21 protein-coding genes are annotated in these 24,384 nt (G+C 28.0%); 18 read left to right on the plus strand and 3 right to left on the minus strand.

The genetic code is table 11. The annotated features are described in order from the left end of the window. Window positions 1–183: 183 nt before the first annotated feature. The 7 genes from AAT22_RS08995 to AAT22_RS09020 all read left to right on the plus strand — a co-directional run bounded on the left by AAT22_RS08995 (window position 184) and on the right by AAT22_RS09020 (window position 9,439). Window positions 184–2,175 carry an ATP-dependent helicase gene (locus AAT22_RS08995; RefSeq protein WP_047000955.1) on the plus strand — a complete coding sequence of 664 codons (1,992 nt, stop codon included), beginning with the start codon at window positions 184–186 and terminating at the stop codon, window positions 2,173–2,175. Between the two features lie 63 nt (window positions 2,176–2,238). Further along, a complete protein-coding gene (locus tag AAT22_RS19050) occupies window positions 2,239–2,400 on the plus strand; it encodes a DUF6019 family protein (RefSeq protein ID WP_156174305.1) in 162 nt (53 codons plus the stop codon). Window positions 2,401–2,439: 39 nt separating this feature from the next. Then, window positions 2,440–4,449 carry a cell division FtsA domain-containing protein gene (locus AAT22_RS09000; RefSeq protein WP_047000956.1) on the plus strand — a complete coding sequence of 670 codons (2,010 nt, stop codon included), beginning with the start codon at window positions 2,440–2,442 and terminating at the stop codon, window positions 4,447–4,449. Between the two features lie 127 nt (window positions 4,450–4,576). Continuing rightward, window positions 4,577–5,767: an amidohydrolase gene (locus AAT22_RS09005; RefSeq protein WP_047000957.1), complete on the plus strand. Its 1,191-nt coding sequence runs from the start codon at window positions 4,577–4,579 to the stop codon at window positions 5,765–5,767. 66 nt (window positions 5,768–5,833) lie between these two features. Next, window positions 5,834–6,802, plus strand: coding sequence for an RluA family pseudouridine synthase (locus AAT22_RS09010; RefSeq protein ID WP_047000958.1), 969 nt, complete (start codon window positions 5,834–5,836; stop codon window positions 6,800–6,802). 16 nt (window positions 6,803–6,818) lie between these two features. After that, window positions 6,819–8,438 (plus strand): polysaccharide biosynthesis protein, encoded by a 1,620-nt coding sequence (locus AAT22_RS09015; RefSeq protein ID WP_047000959.1) that lies wholly within the window; start codon window positions 6,819–6,821, stop codon window positions 8,436–8,438. 200 nt (window positions 8,439–8,638) lie between these two features. Then, complete coding sequence (locus AAT22_RS09020) at window positions 8,639–9,439, plus strand: hypothetical protein (protein WP_047000960.1); 801 nt, start codon at window positions 8,639–8,641, stop codon at window positions 9,437–9,439. Between the two features lie 70 nt (window positions 9,440–9,509). Here the strand turns inward: AAT22_RS09020 and AAT22_RS09025 are convergent, their stop codons facing one another. From AAT22_RS09025 to spoVB, 3 genes are all read right to left on the minus strand, one after another. Beyond that, window positions 9,510–10,244, minus strand: a complete 735-nt coding sequence (locus AAT22_RS09025; protein WP_047000961.1) for a class I SAM-dependent methyltransferase — start codon at window positions 10,242–10,244, stop codon at window positions 9,510–9,512. Window positions 10,245–10,359: 115 nt separating this feature from the next. Further along, entirely contained in the window at window positions 10,360–10,623 is a 264-nt protein-coding gene (locus AAT22_RS09030; RefSeq protein WP_047000962.1) for a CD3324 family protein, read from the minus strand. Window positions 10,624–10,917: 294 nt separating this feature from the next. After that, on the minus strand, window positions 10,918–12,417 hold the full coding sequence (gene spoVB / locus AAT22_RS09035; protein ID WP_047000963.1) for a stage V sporulation protein B: 1,500 nt from the start codon (window positions 12,415–12,417) through the stop codon (window positions 10,918–10,920). Between the two features lie 232 nt (window positions 12,418–12,649). Between spoVB and AAT22_RS09040 the strand changes: the two genes are divergently transcribed. From AAT22_RS09040 to AAT22_RS09090, 11 genes are all read left to right on the plus strand, one after another. Next, window positions 12,650–13,939, plus strand: a complete 1,290-nt coding sequence (locus tag AAT22_RS09040) for a hypothetical protein (protein WP_047000964.1) — start codon at window positions 12,650–12,652, stop codon at window positions 13,937–13,939. Window positions 13,940–14,160: 221 nt separating this feature from the next. Continuing rightward, window positions 14,161–14,655: a hypothetical protein gene (locus AAT22_RS09045; RefSeq protein ID WP_016206194.1), complete on the plus strand. Its 495-nt coding sequence runs from the start codon at window positions 14,161–14,163 to the stop codon at window positions 14,653–14,655. Between the two features lie 23 nt (window positions 14,656–14,678). After that, window positions 14,679–16,349, plus strand: coding sequence for a B12-binding domain-containing radical SAM protein (locus tag AAT22_RS09050; protein WP_047000987.1), 1,671 nt, complete (start codon window positions 14,679–14,681; stop codon window positions 16,347–16,349). 166 nt (window positions 16,350–16,515) lie between these two features. After that, window positions 16,516–16,842, plus strand: a complete 327-nt coding sequence (locus AAT22_RS09055; RefSeq protein ID WP_016206192.1) for a V-type sodium ATP synthase subunit G — start codon at window positions 16,516–16,518, stop codon at window positions 16,840–16,842. Next, on the plus strand, window positions 16,829–18,784 hold the full coding sequence (locus tag AAT22_RS09060; RefSeq protein ID WP_016206191.1) for a V-type ATP synthase subunit I: 1,956 nt from the start codon (window positions 16,829–16,831) through the stop codon (window positions 18,782–18,784). The genes AAT22_RS09055 and AAT22_RS09060 overlap by 14 nt, the downstream gene beginning before the upstream one ends. Window positions 18,785–18,797: 13 nt before the next feature. After that, on the plus strand, window positions 18,798–19,283 hold the full coding sequence (locus AAT22_RS09065; RefSeq protein ID WP_016206190.1) for a V-type ATP synthase subunit K: 486 nt from the start codon (window positions 18,798–18,800) through the stop codon (window positions 19,281–19,283). A gap of 18 nt (window positions 19,284–19,301) precedes the next feature. Then, window positions 19,302–19,892, plus strand: coding sequence for a V-type ATP synthase subunit E family protein (locus AAT22_RS09070; RefSeq protein ID WP_016206189.1), 591 nt, complete (start codon window positions 19,302–19,304; stop codon window positions 19,890–19,892). Window positions 19,893–19,904: 12 nt separating this feature from the next. Next, the gene (locus AAT22_RS09075; RefSeq protein ID WP_047000965.1) at window positions 19,905–20,906 is read left to right on the plus strand and encodes a V-type ATP synthase subunit C; all 1,002 of its coding nucleotides are present in this window, start codon (window positions 19,905–19,907) and stop codon (window positions 20,904–20,906) included. Next, a complete protein-coding gene (locus AAT22_RS09080; RefSeq protein ID WP_172655011.1) occupies window positions 20,899–21,210 on the plus strand; it encodes a V-type ATP synthase subunit F in 312 nt (103 codons plus the stop codon). The genes AAT22_RS09075 and AAT22_RS09080 overlap by 8 nt, the downstream gene beginning before the upstream one ends. 17 nt (window positions 21,211–21,227) lie before the next feature. Then, a complete protein-coding gene (locus AAT22_RS09085; protein ID WP_016206186.1) occupies window positions 21,228–23,009 on the plus strand; it encodes a V-type ATP synthase subunit A in 1,782 nt (593 codons plus the stop codon). Further along, window positions 23,002–24,384 (plus strand): V-type ATP synthase subunit B, encoded by a 1,383-nt coding sequence (locus tag AAT22_RS09090; RefSeq protein WP_016206185.1) that lies wholly within the window; start codon window positions 23,002–23,004, stop codon window positions 24,382–24,384. Before AAT22_RS09085 ends, AAT22_RS09090 begins: the two co-directional genes overlap by 8 nt.

The following is a 24,384-nucleotide window of genomic DNA, read 5'->3' on the forward strand; positions in this document are numbered from 1 at the left end:
CTCCCTTATTTGTTCAATTAAAAATCTTGAGATTTTTCTCCTTTAATTATTAATAATTAATTATGAATTATTTTGTTTCACAAAATTAAATATATTAAATATATTGTACATCTAGAGATAAATTATTACAATATAGATATTTATAGCATAAAAAAGACAATAATACATAAAAAAGGAGCAATTATGAAAATTTATTTAGATAACTATCAAAAGGAAGCTGTATATATAAAAGAAAATAATGTGTTAGTGGTTGCAGCACCAGGTTCAGGAAAAACAACAGTTATAATTAATAGAGTAAATCATTTAGTAACTGATTTAAAAGTAAAATTGGGTAATATAATTGTAATAACATTTACAAGAGCTGCTGCGGACAATATGAGAAATAGATATAAAAATATTTTTAATAGAGAAATTGCACCTTTTTTTGGAACATTCCATGGTTTGTTTTATAAGATTCTTTTAAGGGAAGGATTTAATATTTCTATAATTGAAGGTGGTATAGCTCATAGAATAATTAAATCTACTTTAAATAAATATTCTGATGAAGTAAGTGAAGATAAAATAAAGGAAGCTTTGAATAATATATCTTTCTTCAAAACTTCTCTTAAGAATATAGAAGAATTTAAAGCAACAATGGCAAAAGATATTTTTATTGAGTGTTTAGAAAAATATGAAGATTATAAATCAAAAAATGGGCTTTGGGATTTTGATGATTTATCAATCAAAGTTGTAAATTTATTAAATGATAATACAGAAATTTTAAGTAAGTATCAAACAATGTTTAAATATATATTAGTAGATGAATTTCAAGATTGTGATGAATTACAAATTAAGTTTTTAAAAATGTTAAATAAAAATAACTCTTTGTTTGCAGTTGGAGATGAGGATCAATGTATATATAGTTTTAGAGGGTCAAGACCAGAATATATGGTTAGCTTTAGTGAAATTTTTGAACATGCTAAAAAAATATATTTATCTACTAATTATAGAAGCAATAATAATATAGTAGAAGTATCAAAGGAAATAATCAAGAATAATAAAAGTAGAAACAATAAATTAATAAAAGCAAATAAGGATTCAGTGGGGGTAATAAATTTTAGAACACCTTATGATGAAAGAATTCAAGGTGAAGACATAGCAAATATAATAGAAAAATCAATAGAAAATCTAAGTGATAATGCTATATTATATAGAACTAATATGGAAGCTAGAAGTATAATTGATACTTTCACCAGAAGAAGAATTCCATTTATCCTTTTAGATAAGGGATATAACTTCTTTGAGCATTTTATATGTAAGGATATTTTGTCTTACCTAAGACTTTCAATAGATATAAACAGTAAAGAAAATTTTTTATCAATAATAAATAAGCCTTTCAGATATGTAAGCAAAGCCAATTTAGAATATATAAAAAGTTCTATTGAATACAAATCACCTTTTGATATTTTAATAGAAAAAAGGGATACACCACCATATCAAGCAAAAAAATTAGATGAATTAAAAAGAGACATACTTTATCTTAATAAAATTTCACTTTCTGGTGCAATACAGTATATAATTTCAGAATTAAATTATATAGATTATCTAAAAGATTATGGTGAACGATATAATCAAAGTATAGAAGAATTAGAAGACATAGTAGAAGAATTCAAAGTGGCAGCAGATGGGTTAAAAACAATAGTAGAATTATTATCTCATGTAGAAAGAGTAAAAGAAAAGATAGAGGAAAGTAAAGAGGTGCAAGATGGAGTAATTTTGAGCACAATACATGGGGTTAAGGGAATGGAATTTAAAAATGTTTTTATAATTAATTCAACAGAAGAAATAATTCCACATAAATCATCAATGGAAGAAAATATAGAGGAAGAAAGAAGATTATTTTACGTTGCAGTAACTAGGGCCATAGATAACTTATATATATTTTCTCCCAAAACACAAAAGGGGAAATTTAAGGATATTTCTAGGTTCGTTTTAGAAGGTGGATTAAAAAGTATAAATTCAAATAATGATTATGGAATAAAGATGAATGATATTATTCATCATAAAAGTTATGGTAATGGAAAAGTATTGTCAATAGATGACGATGTAATTAAAATAGATTTCGGGGATTGTGTGAGTAAAAGTTTTTCTCTAAGGGTTTTAATAGAGAATAATATTATTATAATGAAGAACTAAGTGTTCACTATTATGCAGGGAAGTTGTATAATTTTATTATGGTAATTAAAGGGGGATTTGTAATTGGTTTATATCTTAATAGGAATAGTAGTAGTTGTTGTACTATATTTTGTTATAACATTTGCTGTAGAAAGTGGAGTTTATTATGCATTAATTAAATTTGAGAGAACTAGAAAAAAAGAGGATAGCATAGTAATTGATAATAAAAAGGATGATGATTTTTAAATATAATGATTATTATATTAAATTATGAGGTGTTAGCAAATGAATAATATAAATTTAAAGAATATTAAATTTGCACTTGATGTAGGAACAAGATCTATTATCGGTAGTGTAGGTTTGATAGAAAATGACAAGTTTAAAGTTATATGTGAGAAGTATTTAGAACATGAAGAAAGAGCAATGGTAGATGGACAGATTCATGATATAAATTTAGTGGCCAAGGGCGTAAAAAAAATAGTAGATGATATAGAAGATGAAATAGATATTAAATTAGAAAATGTATCTATAGCAGCAGCGGGAAGGTTTTTGAAAACTATAAATTCACAAGGTACAATGGAATTAGATTCTGAGGAAGAAATATCTAAAGAAGATGTAAGAAAACTAGAAATGTTAGCTTTAAAAGAAGCTGAGAATGAAATAAATAAGACTACTGATGGAAAGCTATATTGTGTTGGATATTCAGTTAAAAATTATTATTTAAATGGATTTATTATATCTAATTTAATAGGACATAAAGGAGAGAAAGCAGCGGTTGAAGTAATAGCAACATTTTTACCAAGGTCAGTTGTAGATTCTTTATATACAGTTATGAAAAAGGTAGGGCTAAGAGTAAGCAATTTAACATTAGAACCAATTGCTGCTATTGAGGCTGTAGTTCCTAAGAAATTAAGACTTTTAAATATAGCCTTAGTAGATATTGGAGCAGGGACATCAGATATAGCAATAAGTTCTAAAGAGAGCATATCTTCATATGGCATGGTTCCACAAGCTGGTGATGAAGTTACTGAGGCAATAGTGCAAGAATGTTTAGTCGATTTTAATACTGCTGAATACATAAAAAGAAATATTGAGTTGAAAGATGAAATAACATATACAGATATACTTGGGTTAGAGAACACAATTAAATCAGAGAATATAATGAAAAGTATAAGACCTGTAGTTAAAAAAATTGCTGAAGGAATATCAGCAAAAATAATTGAACTTAATGCAAATAAATCTCCAAGTGCATTATTTCTAGTAGGTGGAGGGGCACATACTCCTTGGATGATAGAAGAGCTTAGTGAAAACTTAAATATGCCGATTCAAAGAATTGCTATAAAAGATAGAAGTGCTGTTGTTGAATGTATCAGTAATAATAACCTAGGATCAGAAGGGGTAACAGTTCTTGGAATAGCATTAACTGCATTAAAAAATGGAGAAAATGATTTCATTGATGTAGTTTTAAATGGAGTTCCGATAAGCATGTTCAATTCACATGAGCATACAATTATGGATGTTATAATTCAAGCAGGAATAAATCCAAGTATGCTAATAGGAAAAAATGGTAAGAATTTAAAATATAAGTTAAATGGTATAAAAAGAATAGCATTTGGGGAAAAAGGAAGAAATCCAATAATAAAGCTTAATGGCAAATTAGAAAGTATAGATAAAAAAGTTAAGGCGGGAGATACTATAGAAATAGAATATGCAATTTCAGGTAAAGATGCCAAGGCAAAGATATCAGAACAAATAAAAGAATTCAATAGTATAGGTATATATATAAATAATAAATTAATTAATTTAGAGCCAATTATATTTGCCAATAATACTGTTGTAGATTTTGAATATTATATAAATGAGGACGATGACATAAATATAGTATTCCCAAAATCAATTAAGGATATAAAAGAATATATAATAAAAGAAGACGTTATTATTGAAAGCAATAGAATAAAACTATCAGATGATTATACAGTTAGCGAAGGGGATAAGTTAATCACATATAGTAATATTAAAGAAACTGAAATTTTAGAATCATTAGAAATTAAAGAAGTATTTAAGGAAAGTACTTTAAAGGAAAATAAGCCAAATAATGAAATTAAAGTAACATTTAATAATCAATTAATAACACTTAGTGGACAAAAAGACTATATATTTGTGGATATCTTTAATTATGCTAATTTTGATTTAAAAGAAGCAAAAGGAATAATAAATTTATTACTTAACGGAAATAAAACTGGATATACAGAAAAGTTAAAAGATGGGGATAATATCGAAGTTTTTTGGAGTTAAATTATATTTAAATAAATGAATTTGCAAGGGATACTAGGGGATAAGAATTAATGATGATAAATATTAATTAAATATTATTGTTAATTGTTAATTGTTAATTGTTAATTGTATAAAGGGGGCTGTTAATATGAATTTTAAAAATGAAGCAATAAGCATAAAAAATGAATTAGTAAAAATAAGAAGAGTATTACATGAACATCCTGAACTAGGAATGGAAGAGTATGAAACATCTAAATTTATTAAGAGATTTTTAAAGAATGAAAGAATAGAATTTAAAGAAGTTTCTAAAACAGGAATATGTGGAATAATAAGAGGAACTAAACAAAATGATGAAGGTATTGAAAAAACAATAGCCTTAAGAGGGGACATAGATGGATTACCAATATTAGATAAAAAGGTATGTGATTATTCATCGAAAGTTAAAGGAAAAATGCATGCATGTGGGCATGATGCACATACAACTATATTACTTGGAGCTGCTAAGATTTTAAATAGAAACAAGCATTTATTTTCTGGAAATATAAAATTATTATTTGAACCAGCAGAAGAAACTATAGGTGGAGCAAGGTTCATGATAAGTGAAGGTGTTCTTGAAAATCCAAGAGTAGATTGTGTATGTGGGCTTCATGTAGAAGAAACATTGGAGTGCGGAACTATAATGTTAAAACATGGAGTAGTTAATGCAGCATCTAATCCATTTACAATAACAATTAAAGGAGCAGGAGGACATGGAGCCTATCCACATACAACAGTAGATCCAGTAGTTATAGCAAGTCATGTTGTATTAGCCTTGCAAACTATAGTAAGTAGAGAAATTAATACAGCAAATCCAGCAGTTATAACAGTAGGAAGCATACATGGGGGAACAGCTCAAAATATAATACCTGAGGAAGTTCAAATAAGTGGAATAATAAGAACTATGAGTAAAGAGGATAGAGCTTTTGCAAAGGAAAGATTAAATCAAATTGTTAAAGGAATATGTGAGTCATCTAGAGCGACTGCTGAAATAGAGATAGAAGAATCCTATCCAAATTTATATAATGACGATTATATGGTGGACTTATTTAAAATTGGAGCTGAAAAAATTATAGGAAAAGAAAATGTTTTACTACAAAAGAATCCTAAAATGGGAGTAGAAAGTTTTGCTTATTTTGCAAATGAAAGACCTTCAGTATTCTATTTCTTAGGCTCAGGAAATAAAAGTAAGAATATAATTTACCCCGCTCATAGTAGTTTATTTGATATAGATGAAGATTGTTTACCTTTAGGTGTAGCAATGCAATGTCAAATGGCATTTGAATATTTGACAAGAAGCTAATTTAATATTAATCTATAACAATGGGGAAAATATAGTTAGAATACTAAAAAACTAGGAGTGATTAGTTTGAGAATAGAAATAGGCACAAATGAAGCAGGTCAGAGATTAGATAAATTTTTAAGAAAATTGTTAAAGGATGTTCCACTAAGTAAAATCTTTAAAGCACTAAGAAAAGGTGATGTAAGGGTTAATGGAAGTAAGCAAAAAGAAAATTATTCGCTGCAAATAAATGATGTAATAGAAATAAAATATATACAAAGTACTAAAGAAGACCCAAAAGAGAAATTTATTAAAGTTAACGCTAGTGGAATGAAAATTACTTATGAAGATTCTAATATATTAATAGTAGAAAAATGGCCTAATATTTTAGTTCATCCTGATGAAAAGGGAAAAGAGGCAAGTTTAACTGATTATGTATTATCATACTTAAATGAGAAAGGTGATTACTTACCAGAAAATGAAATAACATTTACTCCTGCACCATGTAATAGATTAGATAGAAATACTTCAGGTATTGTTATATTTGGAAAGAACTTTGAAGCATTAAGAACAATGAATGAAATGATAAGAGAAGGAAAAGTAGAAAAATATTATAATGCTTTAGTTAAAGGTAAAATAAAAGACGGATTATATAAAGGATATATACATAAAAATGAAGAGGCTAATATATCAAAGATATATGACGAAAAAGTAAATGATTCAAAAGAAATAGCCATGGAAGTGAAGACAATAAGAACTAACGGTGCATATTCACTTTTAGAAATAGATTTAATAACAGGAAGAAGTCATCAAATAAGAGCGCATTTATCACATTTAGGGGCTCCTATAATTGGTGATAATAAATATGGAGATAGAAAATTAAATTCATTTTTTGCAAATAAATTCGGACTTGATTGCCAATTCTTATATGCATATAAATTGATTTTTAGAAACACACCAGATAAACTAGAATATTTAAATAATAAAACTATAACAGAAAGCTTACCACCAGTATTTAAGAAAATTAAAAATGATGTGTTTAAATTCACAATATAGTAAAAGGTGATTGGGTATGGAACAAAAGTCAGTAGGACGTGGTTTTTTAATATTATCAATAGCAGGTATTGCTGGTAAGTTATTATCAGCAATATATGTTCCTTTATTAACAGCTGTTCTAGGCGAAACAGGATATGGAATATATACTGCTGGATATGATATATTTGTATTTTTAATTGCGGTAACTAGTTTAGGAGCACAACCTGCAGTTACAAAGGTTGTTACAGAACTTAGAGCAATGGGAAATCATAAGGATGCCTTAAGAGCTATGAAACTATCTATAAAGTATTTAGCTATTATAAGTATAGTAATTGCTGGAGTATTTATGATATTAGCCTTTCCTCTTTCAAAGCTAATTAGCGCTGAACAATCAGCTTTAACTTTTGTATTTTTAGCTCCTGCAATAATTTTTGCTGCTATTTTAGCAGCTTATAGAGGATATATGCAAGCAGTTGAAGAAATGGAAGCACTAGCTATATCTCAAATTATAGAACAATTAATAAATGTTATACTTAGTTTAGTATTTGCAGGTATATTAATTGCTATAACAAGTAATGATGAGTGGGGGAGCGCAGGGGGAACAGTAGGTACATCTTTAGGAGCAGTAGTTGCAATAATATATATAATATACATATATGAAAAGAGGAATTATAAAGAAGAAGCAGAAAAAAATCATGATCCAACTAGAAGAAGGGTGTCAGATAAAAGGATAGTTAAAAAATTATTTATGTATGCACTTCCTATAACGTTAGTTGCAGGTGTACAAAACTTTGCTGGAGTAATAGATACTATGACTCTAGGAAGAGGATTAAGTTCAGCAGGCTTTAATAAAGTAGAGGTTAATGATTTAAGAGCAGTTTTATCATATTATAAAACTCTAGTTTATGTACCATTAGCTATAGTAACAGCATTGGGTACATCTATATTTCCAAAAGTAATACAGGCTTTTGTGCATAAGAATAAAAGGGAATTAAAGCAACAAACAAGCTATGCATTTAGAATAACATACATAATAATAATGCCAGCTACATTGGGATTAGCTATATTAAGTAAAGAGATATATAAATTCCTATTTAATAACACATCTACAGGATATACATTACTTATGTATGGATCATCTTTGCTTATATTTATGTCAATAACAACAATACAAAATGTTATTCTTCAAGGAATAAATAAATTATATTTAATAATAGTATCTGCAAGTGCAGGATTAATAGTCAAAATAGTTATAAACCTTATTTTAATTCCAATTCCAAGAATAAATATAATGGGCGCGGTAGTAGCAACTTTTGTATCATTTATTATTCCAGCGGTAATAAATCATAGAAAGATAGAAAGATTTTTTAAAGTCAAAATACCTATAGTAAGACAAGCGATAGTACCAACAATATGCTCTGTATTAATGGCAATTGTAATATTTCTAGTAAAATTTCCAGTCATTAAATTGGCAGATATGCTTGGCGGGGGAAGAGTAATTATTGCAATAGCAACATTAGTTTTAATCGGTATAGGAGGAGTAGTATATCTATATACAATGGTTTACTTTGGTGGAATAAGAAAGAAGGATCTAGATTTAATTTCACCAAGAATATTTAGATTCTTACCTAGAAGATTGAGAAAAGAACTAATTTAATAATAAAATTTTGCGAAGCAAAATATTACTAGTGAAAAAGTGAAAGAGTGAAAAAATGAAGGTGAAAAATCCTTAAGGGATTTTTGTATAAAGGTGCTTTGCACCAGTTGCAGTTTAAGTTTTGCATAGCAAAACATCCTTAACTTTTTCACTCTTTTACTATTAATTTTTCACCAAAAAGTTTGGAAGGGAAATAGTTTATGGAGTTATTAAAAGGATTAATAATTACAACAATAATTGAAATTGTGTATTTTATAGGATCTATTTTTGTAGTAGGATTTATATTAGGGGTTTTAAGGACTAAGTCTATAAAAAACTTTTATGGAGCCATTGGAAGAAAGAGTATTTATATAACCGGATTTATAGGGGTTCCTATTCATGAACTAAGTCATGCATTAGTAGCGATTATTTTTAAACATAAAGTAAACAAAATAAAGCTTTTTCAACCTAATAATGAAGATGGAACATTGGGATATGTAAAACATGCGTATAATCCTCGTAGCATATATCAGCAAATTGGAAATTTCTTTATTGGAATAGCACCAATTTTAGGCGGAATATTTTCTATCGATATTTTAATGTATTTTCTTATACCTAATATATACAAGGAATTTAGGATAACTATATTTAGTAGTATAAATGAGATGAATTTAATTAACTTAGTTTTAACGTTTAAATCACTAATAAAGTTAATATTTACAGTAGACAATTTCATAAATATAAGATTCATAGTTTTTTTATTCTTAGCAATATGTATATCTTCACATATATCATTAAGTAAGGCCGATATAAAAGGAGCTAGCAGGGGAATCTTTAGTATGTTTTTTGTACTTATGCTATTAAATTTATTAGGAGTAACAAAATATATATCACTAAGTAGCATAATAAGCTATAACATATTTATAATAAATATTCTTTTCATAGCCATAATATTTTCGCTAATAACATATGTTATTAGTTTATTAGTAAAATTAATTTTTCAAATTATACTTAAAAATTAGTTTTATTAAAAAAGCACTCAATTAGATTGAAGTGCTTTTTTAATTACGCTTATTATTTATAATTATATTATTATTTTTTTGTTGCTGCTACAAGTAACATCATTGGTCTGCGTAATTCATCTAACATTTCAGGAATAGTAGAAAGTAAATTTTCTTGTGGTTTTGGTTCAACAATATCTGTTATTTCAAATCCACCTTTTAAAATAGTATTTAAGTATGTTGTTAATGTTCTATGATACTTTATAACTTCCTCACCTAAAAAAATTGTATTACGAACACCTTCTATAAAATAATGATCAACTGGCCAATGTAATATTTTACCCTCAGCATCATAATACCAATCCTGTGGCCCTTGTGCAGTGAAGATTGGATGCTCCACAGAGAAAACAAGTTTTCCACCTTTTGAAATACACTTACTTATTCTATTCAAAACTTCTTCAAATGATTGAATATAATGAAGTGCTAATGAACTGATAATAATATCAAAGGAGTTTTCAGGGAAATCAATCTCCTCTATTGGCATACATAAATACTGGATATTTGCTGATTCAGTTTTGTTTCTTGCTTCATTTAACATCTTTTGTGAAATATCAACTCCAATTACTGACCTTGCACCATTTTCTATAGCAAATTGACAATGCCATCCAAAACCACAGCCTAAATCTAAAACTCTTTTATCTTCAAAGGTTGGTAATATTTTTCTTAGTTCGTGCCATTCTCCAGCACCTTTAAGCCCTTGTTTTGAGCGATTCATACTACTGTATTTATCAAAAAAGGTTTTATCTTCATATTTATTTTGTTTCATTTTTATTACCTCCATTCTTACTATATTGTATTGTCGCGATAAAGCTCATTCAAGATAAAAAATAATTCTATATAGTTTTATAGAAATAGGGTTACCAATTGGCAACCCTATTTAATCATTTTTTATAAATTATTTGTTTTATTGAATGGATAGAAAGGAAGTATTCATCTGCCAAATCTATCATCGTATAACCTTGTTTATATTTATCTATAATTTCCTTATTCCTATGAGCTAAAATTTTACGAATTCCTGATTTCTCCCCCCACCTCTTACAATACAGTGGTTGTGCAGGTATATATAGATATTCTCCTTGAATATATTGTTGTATTTCAAGAATCAAATGTTCTGGTAATATATTATTAGCATTCTTATATTTCATACAAACTTCACTCCTAAATATTAAAATATATAGGGTACAAAGTCGTATGTATAGAACTTTTGTTAGTGGTTTAATACTCCATACAAAATTCCACTATAATTACATACTGACTTTGTATGGAGTAAGCCTATTCTTTGAACTATAATCATGTTTTAACCTCCTACATAGATAAGAAAATAACGTTAGGTTCATAGCTATAATATTATAAAGTATTTTCTTATTTAATTATACATAAATAATGGTAAGTGTTAAACATTAATTACCATCCTATATAAATTGCTTTGCAATTTGAAACTACTCTTCATCAATTCCAAAGAAACTAAGTCCGGTGAATATAAGGAATGTTAATGAAATTATAACTAAGTTTTTAATAATAAATAAATCACTTAAAAAGTTATTTGTAAATAATCTAAGTATCATAAATATTAATACTGATAATAGTAAAAATATACTTATATTACTTTTAGATAAATCTAAGTATATATGTTTTTGAACTTCTCTAAGATTTATAAATAAACTTACACTGGATGTTAAGAATAAAGTTATACCATAACCCATTATATTAACACCTGGAATACCAATGAATATAAATAAACATATAAGCTCTAGAATTGATACTATTAATGAATTTCTAAGGATTACTCCTTGTTTGTTTAGTCCATTTAGGATTCCAAACATGGTGCTAGAAGTAAAGAAAATAGGAGCACTTAATGAAGCAATTCTGATATATTCCCCTAAGTCACCTCTACTATAAAACATTTGGCCCAGGGAATCTGGAATTATATTACAAATTACTGTTGTAGCAAGTCCAAGCAAAAATGCAATTTTTATTATTTTTTTTATTCTAACAGTGGCATTATAATAATCACCTCTACTTAAAGTTTCTGATAGATCGGGAACAATAAGAGAATTTATGGACATAATAACTATCATAGGAAAAGTTACTATTGTTAAAGCCATACCAGTGAACTTTCCTATCATTCCTAAAGCTGCTATAGAATCAAATCCAGCTGCAACTAGTCGTCTAGGAACTAGTAAAGTTGATGCTGTTCCAAATAAATTTCCAAGAAAGCCATTTATACATAAAGGAAAAGCAATTATAAATACATTAAATAATAATTGTGATGCTCTTTCTGGCTTTGCAGTTGATAAAGGAGCTTTTCTTGATATATTTTTATAATAACAAAATAAAAGAATCAAACTTTGTAGCTCTCCTATAGCTAAAGATACATATGCTAATGTAACTAAAGAAGTAATAGAAGTAGCTTTAAACATATAAATTAGTAAGGCAATAGTAACTATACGCATTGCTTTCTCTAAAATATCTATGAATGAAGGAACTACTATTTTTGAAACTCCATAAAAATAACCTTTTAATATATTAGATATAGCTATAAAAACCATTGCAGGACAAGTTACTCTAATAGCATTAACAGTTCTCATATCATGTATACCATATTTACTTATGTAAGGAGCTAAGAAAAATACCATTACTCCTATGGCAGCTGCCCATATTACATTAAAACTTGCAACCGTTTTTATAGTTTTATTTATATTGTTATATTGATTTTTAGCTTTATAGATAGCGGATACTTGAGATATAGCAGCTATTATTCCAGCGGTCATAAGGCAAATAAAAAGGTTATATATAGGCATTACTAAACCATACAATCCTATACCTACAGGTCCTATAAGTTTTGATAAGTAAATTGAAAATATAAAACCTAAAACTCCAGTTGTTATATTAGATATTGTAAGAAGAAATGAATTTCTTACAAAGCTATCTTTTTCCAAATTCTATCACCCCCAATTAAGCACATGAAAATAAATAATATGTTAGCATACTGATCTATTATTTATTGGATTGTGCCTCAATACACTTATATCTATTCTTAAAGAAATTAAAATATACCATAACTAAATACGAAGAAAATAAATAAGTAAAAGAAAATAAATGATTATATAAGTAATAATTTATCTATTTAGAAATATAAATTAAACATAAATAGAAAATTAGGGGGAGCACATGAAGAGGTTTATTAAATTTTTATTTGTTTCTATTATAGTAGTAACTTTAGCTTTTGGAATTTTTAAGGTTAAAAATAAATATAATTTAGATATTTTAAATAATAATGTAGATTGGTTAATAAGCCTTAAGGGATGCGAAGGAGCTAGAAGTTTTGACTTTGATGAAGAAGGAAATTTATATTTAGCTTTTGAAGATACAATTAGGGTAGTAAATAAAGAAGGAAATGATGAATTAATTATAAAGGAGAGCAAATTTAATATACTAGATATACTATATCATAACAATTTATTATACATAGCTACAGATAACAGAATATTAGAATATAGCATTGATACAAAAACTTATAAAGAAATTGTAACAAGCATACCTAATAATGGAATTAATAAAAAAATAAATTTATTACTAAATGAAGATAAACTTTATTTTTCAATAGGAAGCAATACAAACGCTGGAGTAGTAAACTCCAAAAGTGAGGCTTTTGACATAGCTACAAGTCCATGGATATTAACTGGAAACAATTATGGAGAAGGAAAGACAGGAGCCTTTTCCCAATATTCTGTAAGCACTGAAGTTGGGGAAGGTGTAGAATCACAGAAAATAGGTAATGCAGCTGTACTCTCATACAATATAAAAAATCAAGAAATAAACTTATTTGCACATGGAATCAGAAATATAACTGGATTGGATATTGATAGTGAAGGTGAGATTAAAGCTATAATTGGAGGCATGGAAGACATACCTCCTAGAAATATAAAAGATGATAAAGATTATATATATAATTTACAAAAAGACAATTGGTATGGTTGGCCTGATTATAGTGGAGGAGATCCAATAACATCCCCAAGATTCACAGATTCTATAAAACAAGAATTTTTGATAAAAAATCATGTTGATAAAAATCCGGCAGCACCTATATATCAAGATAGCGATGTATCATCGTTACAAGGTTTAGCTATAGATAAAGTTGGAAAGTGTTTTGATAAAAACACGGTTATATTTGGGAATAATAAAAAAGGATTTATATATGCACTAAGTAAAGAAGGAGTTGCAAGAGAATTAATATCCTTAGATGAAAGAAGCAAAGTGGAAAAAATAATATTTTATAAAGATGGATTTTTTATTTTAGATAGCAAAGCTGGGTGCTTATATAACCTTAAATTGAATGATACAAATACAATATTTAAATTGCCAAAAATATTTTGGGTTTTTTCAATAGTATTCATATTAGTAATAATTGTATCTATACTAATAAAAAATAGAGATACAAAACTTAATAAAAAAATGTAGACTAAAAAGGTTATTACGCAATGAAAAAAATTGTGTAATAGTCTTTTTAACTTTTTAGAAAAATTATTAATAAAATATGTAAATAGAAAATATAAATATAACATAGAAGGTCTAATTAAATTATTACACTTACTAAAACAATTTATATATATTATTTTAAATTGTTAATTGTAAATTGTTAATTGGAATATATAACTTATATAATTAGGAGGTAAAGTGGTATGGGAAAAACAATAGTACTTAATTTATCAGACGTAAAGTTAGAAGGAGACATATTAGATGTTGGAGAAAGTTTTGGGGTAATATATAACATATCTAAAGGTATTGAGGATGAAATATCAGTAGACTATGTAGGAGGAGAAAATTCAAATGAGATTAAGGAAGAAGAATATGATACATGCACAATGTTTTTTCATCTAAGTAAATTATGGAACAATTATGGAAGACTAAAGTTAATAGAAGAAGTAAGTAAATATGTTAAAGTAGGCGGGAAAATATATATATGGGACATAAATAAAGAAGTTAAGGATATTATAAATAATAAAATAATGGCAGTACTACCTTCAGGGAAAATAAAAGAATTTGAGTTCAGAAATTTAAATCCTATAATAAAATCTAATATAGAAGAAAATGAGAAATTACTTGAAAAATATTATAAAATAGAAGAAACTAAGTTATGGGAAGATATACACTTTATAAAAGGTATAAAACTTTAAATATTGAAAGGAAGAAAATACTTATGAAGATTTTACTTACAGCTGTAAACTCTAAATTTGTTCACAGTAATTTGGCTGTTAGATATTTAAAAGCATTTACTAAAGACATGGACTATGAATGTAAGATTAGAGAATTTTCAATTAATGATAGAGATGAGAAGGTGCTTGAAGAGATTATAAAAGAAAAACCTAATGTAGTTGCCTTCTCAACTTATATTTGGAATATAGAAATGATAAAGAGAATTTCTAATCTTATAAAACTTGTAGATGAAAATATAGAGATATTATATGGTGGACCAGAAGTATCTTATGATAGCCAAAACATATTAAAAGAATTAAATGGAGAATATATAATTGAAGGAGAAGGAGAAAAAACATATAGAGAGTTTGTAGAGTATAAAATAGGAGAAAGAGATATAAACTCAATAAGAGGTCTTTATTACAAAGTTAATGATGAAGTAGTTCTTAATGGAAAGAGACCATTAATGAATATGAATGAATTAATATTTCCTTATGAAGAAAATGAAAATTTAGATAATAAGATTGTATATTATGAAGCTTCAAGAGGATGTCCTTTTAATTGTAAATATTGTTTATCATCAACAACTCATGGAGTAAGATTTATAGATATAGATAGAGTGAAAAAAGAATTAAAATACTTTATAGATAAAGAAGTAAGATTAGTAAAATTCGTAGATAGAACCTTCAATTGTAATCATAAATTTACTATGGAAATTTGGGAATTCTTAATTAATCAAAATACAAAAACTCAATTCCACTTTGAAATATCAGCAGATATTTTAAAAAAATCAGAGCTTGAACTTCTAAAAAATGCTCCAAAGAACAGATTTCAATTTGAAGTTGGAGTTCAAACAACAAATGATGATGTTTTAAGTAGAATAAATAGGTTTGTAAATTTTAGCGATATAAAAGAAAAAGTTGAGGAACTTCTTGAAATCAGAAATATAAAACAACATCTAGATTTAATAGCAGGATTACCAGGCGAAGATTATAATTCTTTCAAAAAATCCTTTAATGATGTTTATAGCATAAGACCAGAGGAAATACAATTAGGGTTTTTAAAACTCTTAAGAGGATCATCTATGAGAGAAGAAGCAGAAGAATATGGAATGAAATATTCACCATATCCACCATATGAAATACTAAAAACAAAGGATATTAATTATAATGAAATAATAAAGCTTAAGAAAATAGAGGAAATGGTCGATAAATATTATAACTCACAAAAATTTAATAACATAATAAAATATTTAGTAAACAAGTTTGATACTCCTTTTGATTTTTATTATACCTTGGGAAATTACTTTGATTCTAGGGGCTATTTTAATAAGAATATAGGCAATAGTGAATACTATAAATTGTTTTTAGATTTCAATAAAGATATATTAAAAGAAGAAGATTTTATATTAAAAAATCTTTTGAAATTTGATTATTTAACTTTCAATAAAAGAAGAGGAATGCCAGAATTTATAAAATCTAATTTAGATAAAGAAGAAGAGACAAAAATTAAGGAAACATTCAAAGGAGTATATTCTTTTAAAAATTACTATATAGAAGTATTTAATATAAATATTTATAAGTTTATAGAAAATTCAATTATAGTTAAAGAAAAAGATTATTATTTATTTGGGCATGAAGGTGATATAATACGTATAACTCAACATATTATATAAAGTTAAAATTAACGGTTAAATTATTAACAAAATATTAATGGTTAGTTAAATAAAAATAAAGTGTTGAAAAAAACCTAAAAACATGTATAATAGAAAGTAAAAAGAGTAATTAATACTATATTAAGTATTAATTACTATATTATCAGAATGATAAGGTGGTGAGATTTTGGCATTAGAAGCAATAAATGAAATTAAGAAAGCTGAAGAAAAAGCTGAAGAGCTAATTCAAGAAGCTACGATAACTTCTAAGGAAATAGTAAAGAATGCTAGCATTCAAGCTGAAGAAGAGTACAATAAAATTCTAAATGAAGCAAATTTTAAGAAAGCACAGATTATTACCAAGGCAGAAGAAGAAGGAAATTCAGAAGCAACGCCTATATTAGAAAAAGGCGCAAAAGAAATAGAAAATATAAAAAATATTTCTGACGAAAAAAAGAATAATGCTATTAATTTAATCGTTGAGAGGATAGTGAAGATTCATGGCAATAGTTAAGATGAACAAGTTCACTTTGCTTACCTTTGAATCTAAAAAGCAAAAGCTTTTAAGGGAAATACAAGGATTATCTAATGTAGAGTTTATTAATTTACAAGATGATGATTTCCTTGAAAAATATGAAGAATTAAAAAGCTTAGCTAAAGATGATATAGATTTAGAGTATTCAAAGTATGAAGAAAATTTATCAAAAGCTAAATTTGCTTTAGAATTTCTAAAAAAATATGTTCCTAAAAAGTCAGCATTAAAGGCATTAAAAGAAGAAAAGCTAATATTAACTTTAGATGAATTAGAAGAGAAAGTTAAAGCCTATAATTGGGAAGCAAGCTATAATAAAGCAAAAGAAAAAGAGGCTGAACTGTCTAATTTAGATTCAAAGATAACAAAGTTACAAGCTGAGATAGATACTTTAATTCCTTGGCAGGATTTGGATGTAGCTTTTGATAAAATAAAAAATTTGAAAAAGACATCATATTTCTTAGGAACTATAGCAAAATCTTATGAAGATGATTTATTAGGAGAATTATCAAATACATATGTTGAAATAATATCAAGAAGTAATAATGATATAAACCTTCTAATTTTATCTAATAAAGAGGAAAGCGAAAATGTATCAGAGGTTTTAAGGGGTGTTGGATTTAGTGCATTTAAAACTGAGCACAAAGATGTCCCAATGAAGCTTATTTTAGAATTTAAGCATCAAATAGAAGAACTTCAATCAAAGAAATTTTTCATTCAAGAGGAAATTGCAAACTTTGAAGAAGATCTAAAAAACTTAGAATTAGCTTATGATTATTTTGTAAGTAAAGTTGAACGTGTTAAAGTTTCAACCAATTTTTTAAAGACAAAAAATATATGTGCAATTCAGGGATGGGTAGCACAAGAAGATAGTGAGACATTAAAGTCTATATGCAATAATATTCTTAAAGATGACTATTATATAGAATTTGAAGATGTTAAAGAAGATGAAATAGATGAAGTTCCAATTAAGCTTAAAAATGGTGAACTTGTTTCAGCATTTGAAAGTGTAACTGGAATGTATAGTTATCCTAAATATAATCAAATAGATCCAACACCCCTACTTGCACCATTTTATTTAATATTTTTTGGAATGATGGTAGCAGACGTAGGATATGGATTGTTAGTTTTAATAGGAGCAGCATTAGCACTTAAGCTTTTAAAGCTAGATGAAGGTAAAAAGGATTTTGCAAAATTCTTTTTATATTTAAGTATACCAACAATATTCTTTGGAGCAATTTATGGATCTTTCTTTGGAGATGCTATAAAATTACCAACCCAAATAATTGATACAAATAAAGATGTTATGACTATAGTGGTTCTATCTTTGGGATTAGGAGTTATTCAAATATTCTTTGGATTATTCATAAAGGTTTATAGTCTGGTTAGGATTGGTAAAGCAAAAGATGCATTATTAGATGCTGGCTCATGGATAATAACATTATTATCTATAGGTGGATTAGTAGCTGCTAAGGCATTAAAATTCCCAAGTATAGTTGGAAATATTTTTATAATTACAATGGTTATTGGTATGATACTAGTAGTTATTGGTGGAGGAAGAGAAGAAAAATCCTTTGGAGCTAAAGCAGGTCAAGGGTTATATTCATTATATGGTATTACTGGTTATGTAGGAGACTTAGTTTCTTACACAAGGCTTATGGCTTTAGGATTAGCTGGCGGTTCAATCGCAGGAGCTTTAAATCTATTAATTAACACTTTACCAGGTGTAGCAGCAATAGTAGTAGGTCCTATTTTATTTGTTTTATTTCATATATTTAATTTAGGTTTATCATTACTTGGAGCTTATGTTCATACAGCAAGACTTCAATACGTTGAGTATTTTGGTAAATTCTACGAAGGTGGAGGAAGACCTTTTAGAGCATTTAAAGTTTCAGAAAAGTATATAAAGATCAAAAGAAATTAGGAGGAATTATAAAATGGAAATGTCATGGATTCAATTTTTTATGGAAAATAACGGTGGATTAATATTTGCAGCTATGGGAGTAGCCTTAGCAGTTGGTTTATCAGGTATAGGTTCAGCTAAAGGAGTTGGTATAGTTGGTGAAGCAGCAAGTGGATTAGTTACAGAAGAACCAGAAAAATTTGGTAAGGCGTTAGTTCTTCAATTATTACCAGGTACACAAGGATTATATGGATTTGTTATAGGATTCTTAGTATTTACAAAAATGGCTTCAGGAATGCCATTAGATCAAGGTTTATATTTATTAGGAGCTTGTTTACCAATAGCATTTGCAGGTCTTTGGTCAGGAATAGCTCAAGGTAAAGTTGCAGCATCTGGTATTCAAATATTAGCTAAAAACCCAGAACATAATACAAAAGGTATAATATTAGCAGCAATGGTTGAAACATACGCATTATTAGGATTCGTTATTTCATTCATGCTAGTAAATAAGGGATTCTAAGATTGGAGAGAATAGGCTATGGCAAACGTAAATAATCTAACTTCTAAAATCCTTAGGGATGCTGAAGAGAGAAAGGAAAGTATTTTAGCTTCTGCAGAAGAAGATAAAAATAAGATTCTTTCTAAGAAAATAGCTAAAGCCAAAGAACTTGAAAAAGAGATTATACAAAAGGCTGAGCTTGAAGCTAAAACTAAAAAAGAAAGAATTTTATCTTCTGCTTCTCTTAAGGTTAGAAATAATAAATTATCTGCAAAGCAGGAAGTTATAAAAGAAGTATTTGAAAATAGTATAGATATGTTAGCAACTATATCTGGAGATGATTTTTTAAGATTTATAAAAAACTCAATACTTTCTCTAGGTGAAATAGGAGAACAGACATTAATTTTAAATAAAGAAGGAATGGAATTAGTAGATCTTACTTTTATCTATGATTTAAATCAATCATTAGGAGATAAAGGAAATATTAAACTAAGTCCTAATACTGGGAACTTTAAGGGTGGATTTATTCTTGAAAGTAATGGTATAGAAATCAATAACACATATGAAGCTTTAGTAAGTTCATTAAAAGATGAATTGGAGTTTGAAGTAGCAAGAGTGTTGTTTAATTAAGGAGGGTAAGATATGGATGTAATGAAATTTACCCAAGCTGTATCAAGAATATGGGTTTTAGAAACTAAACTTCTTGATAAGCCTAAAATTGAAAGAATGATAGAAGCTCCATCAGCAAATGAAGTACTAAGAATATTAAATGAAACAGAGTATTCAAATGTTTCAACTAATATAAAAAGAGCAGAAGATTATGAAGAAATATTAAGTGCAGAACTTAAAAGAATATATAATTTAGTTTATGAAATAAGCCCTATAAAAGATGTTGTAAAGTTAATGAGTTTAAAATATGACTATCATAATATAAAGGTGCTTCTAAAAGGAAAAGTATTAAGTAAAGATTTATCTTCAATGCTTATACAATTAGGAAATCTAGATTTACAAGAAGTTAAACGTAAAATAGATGGAGAAAATTTCAAGAGTTTAAATGGAAACCTTGGAAAAGGAGTTCAAGAAGCAATGAAATCTTTTGAAGAAACTAAGGATCCTCAAAAGATAGATATAATAATAGATAAATATATGTATAAAGAATTAGTAGATATAAAAAATTCATTAAATTATAAGTTCATAGATAATTTAGTTAAAGCTATGATAGATTCTACTAATATAAGAACATTACTTAGAATAAAGAAGCAAAATAAAGGAAGAGACTTTGCTGGAGAAGTTATAGTTAATGGTGGAGCAATAGATAGTAGCAAACTTATATCTTTATTAAATGAATCACCAGAAAATATAATGACTAAATTACAAAGCACTATATATTCAGATTTAATAAAGCAAGGTTTTGAGGGCTATATATCTACAGAATCTGCAAGTCTTTTAGAAAAATTGAGTGATAATTATATTATGAGATTAATGAAAGATTCTAAGTTAGTTACTTTTGGACCAGAAAAGATATTATCTTATATTTATGCAAAAGAAACAGAAATAAAAGTAATAAGAATTATAATGGTTGGCAAGCTTAATAATATTGCTGAGGAAGTAATAAGAGAAAGGTTGCGTGATATATATGAATAAGAAAATAGGTGTTGTTGGCGATAAGGATTCAGTTTTAGCTTTCAAAGCTTTAGGAATAGATGTATTTCCAGTAGTTGAAGCTGATGAAGCAAGAAGAGCAGTTGATAACTGTGCAAGAAGTAACTATGCAGTAATTTTTGTAACTGAGCAGATAGCACAACATATTGAAGAAACTATAGCACGTTACAATGAAGAAATACTTCCAGCTGTAATATTAATTCCAAGTAATCAAGGTTCATTAAATATTGGACTAAAGAGAATTAGTAATAGTGTGGAAAAAGCTGTTGGCGTTAATATTTTATAGGAAGGTAGGTTAGTAAGTTGAAGACCGGAAGAATTATTAAGGTTGCTGGTCCTTTGGTTGTTGCTGAAGGAATGGAAGAAGCAAACATTTATGATATGGTTAAAGTTGGAGAAAAGGGTCTTATTGGAGAAATCATTGAAATGAGAAATGATAAGGCATCAATCCAAGTTTATGAAGAAACTACAGGAATAGGCCCTGGCGACCCAGTTATTACAACAGGAGAGCCTCTTAGCATAGAATTAGGACCAGGTCTTATAGAAGCTATGTTTGATGGAATACAAAGACCTTTAAATGCTTTAGAAAGCGCATCAAACTCACCATTTTTAAAAAGAGGAGTATCAGTTAAATCATTAGATAGAGAAAAAGTTTGGACATTTAATCCTACAATTAAAAATGGTGAACATGTAGAAGCTGGAGATATAATAGGTACTGTACAAGAAACGTCAGTTATACTTCATAAGATAATGGTACCTTATGGCATTAAGGGAACTATTAAAGAAATTAAAGCTGGAGATTTTACTATAGTTGATACAGTAGCTATAGTAGAAACTGAAAATGGAGATAAAGAATTAACTTTAATGCAAAAATGGCCTTCAAGAAAAGGAAGACCATATAGCAAAAAGTTAAAACCAGAATCACCAATGATTACAGGCCAAAGAGTTATAGATACATTTTTCCCAGTAGCAAAAGGTGGGGCTGCTTCAGTACCAGGACCATTTGGAGCAGGTAAAACAGTTGTACAACACCAAATAGCAAAATGGGGAGATACTGAAATAGTTGTTTATGTTGGTTGTGGAGAACGTGGGAATGAAATGACAGACGTTCTTAATGAATTCCCAGAACTTAAAGATCCAAAGACTGGTGAAAGCTTAATGAAGAGAACAGTTCTTATAGCGAATACTTCAAATATGCCAGTTGCAGCTAGAGAGGCCTCCATTTATACAGGAATAACTATAGCTGAATACTTTAGAGATATGGGATATTCAGTATCAATAATGGCAGATTCAACCTCAAGATGGGCAGAAGCCTTAAGAGAAATGTCTGGAAGACTAGAAGAAATGCCAGGAGATGAAGGATATCCGGCATACCTTGGATCAAGACTTGCTGATTACTATGAAAGAGCAGGTAAAGTTGTATGTTTAGGTAGTGATGGAAGAGAAGGTGCAGTTACAGCAATTGGTGCAGTATCACCTCCTGGGGGAGATATTTCAGAACCGGTTTCTCAAGCTACATTAAGAATAGTTAAAGTTTTCTGGGGATTAGATGCAAACCTTGCATATAAGAGACATTTCCCATCAATAAATTGGTTAAACTCTTATTCATTATATGAAGATTCAGTTGATAAATGGATGAACAATGAAGTATCACAAGATTGGTCATCTTTAAGAATAGAAGCTATGACTTTACTTCAAGAAGAATCAGCTCTTCAAGAAATAGTTAGTTTAGTTGGTATAGATGCCTTGTCAGAAAATGATAGATTGAAATTGGAAATTTCAAAATCAATAAGAGAAGACTATTTACAACAAAATGCATTTCATGAGACAGATACATATACTTCATTAGATAAGCAATATAAAATGCTTAAATTAATCTTATTATTTAGAAAAGAAGCTGAAAGAGCTTTAAAAGCTGGAGTATATTTAAATAAGATATTAAATCTTGATGAAATTAGAGATAGAATAGCAAGAAGTAAGTATATATCTGAGAATGAAATAAATAAGATAGATAAAATAGAAGAAGATTTAAAAACTACAATAGATACTTTAATCAACGAAGAAGGAGGGGTTCTAAATGCTTAAGGAATATAAAACAGTTACAGAAGTTGTGGGACCTTTAATGGTTGTTGAAGGTGTTGAAGGTGTTAAATATGATGAATTAGTTGAAGTAGAACTTCAAACAGGAGAAAAGAGAAGAGGAAAAGTTCTTGAAATAAATGGAACCAAGGCTATGGTTCAATTATTTGAAGGATCTACAGGGATTAATTTAAAGGAAACAAAGGCACGATTTTTAGGTAAACCTCTAGAATTAGGAGTTTCTAAAGATATGCTTGGAAGAATATTTGATGGAATGGGAAATCCAATTGACAATGGGCCAAGAATAATAGCTGAAAAAAGAGTTGATATTAATGGTGAAGCTATAAATCCAGTATCAAGAGATTATCCATCAGAATTTATTCAAACTGGGATTTCAGCTATTGATGGACTTAATACTTTAGTTAGAGGACAAAAGTTACCTGTGTTCTCAGCTTCAGGACTTCCTCATGCACAATTGGCTGCACAAATAGCAAGACAAGCGAAAGTTTTAAATTCAGATTCTAACTTTGCAGTTGTATTTGCTGCTATTGGTATTACTTTTGAAGAATCTCAGTTCTTCGTAGATGAATTTAATAAAACAGGCGCTATAGATAATTCTGTATTATTTATGAATCTTGCATCAGATCCAGCTATAGAAAGAATAGCAACTCCAAGAATGGCACTTACTACAGCTGAATTCTTAGCTTATGAAAAAGGAATGCACGTATTAGTTATTATGACTGATATAACAAATTACGCAGAAGCATTAAGAGAAGTTTCAGCTGCTAGAAAAGAAGTTCCAGGTAGAAGAGGATATCCAGGATATTTATATACTGACCTTTCAACTTTATATGAAAGAGCAGGTAGACTTAGAGGAAAAGAGGGTTCCATAACTCAAATTCCTATTTTAACAATGCCGGAAGAAGATAAAACTCATCCAATTCCAGACTTAACTGGATATATTACAGAAGGACAAATAATTCTTTCAAGAGAGTTATACAAGAAAGGAATTATGCCTCCTATAGATGTATTACCATCACTTTCAAGACTTAAAGATAAAGGTATTGGTAAGAACAAAACGAGAGAAGATCATGCTGATACAATGAACCAATTATTCTCAGCTTATGCACAAGGTAAGCAGGCAAAAGAGTTATCAGCAATTTTAGGTGAATCAGCTTTATCAGATGTAGATAAGCAATATGCTAAGTTTGCAGAAGCATTTGAGGAGCAATATGTATCTCAAGGCTTTACAACGAATAGAAGTATAGAAGAAACTTTACAATTAGGATGGAAGCTTCTAAAAATACTTCCAAGAACAGAACTTAAGAGAATAAGAGATGAATACTTAGAAAAGTATATGCCAAAGGGAGATGAAGAATAG

The organism is Clostridium sp. C8 (genome assembly GCF_001010885.1).
Classification (GTDB): Bacteria; Bacillota; Clostridia; order Clostridiales; family Clostridiaceae; genus Clostridium; species Clostridium sartagoforme.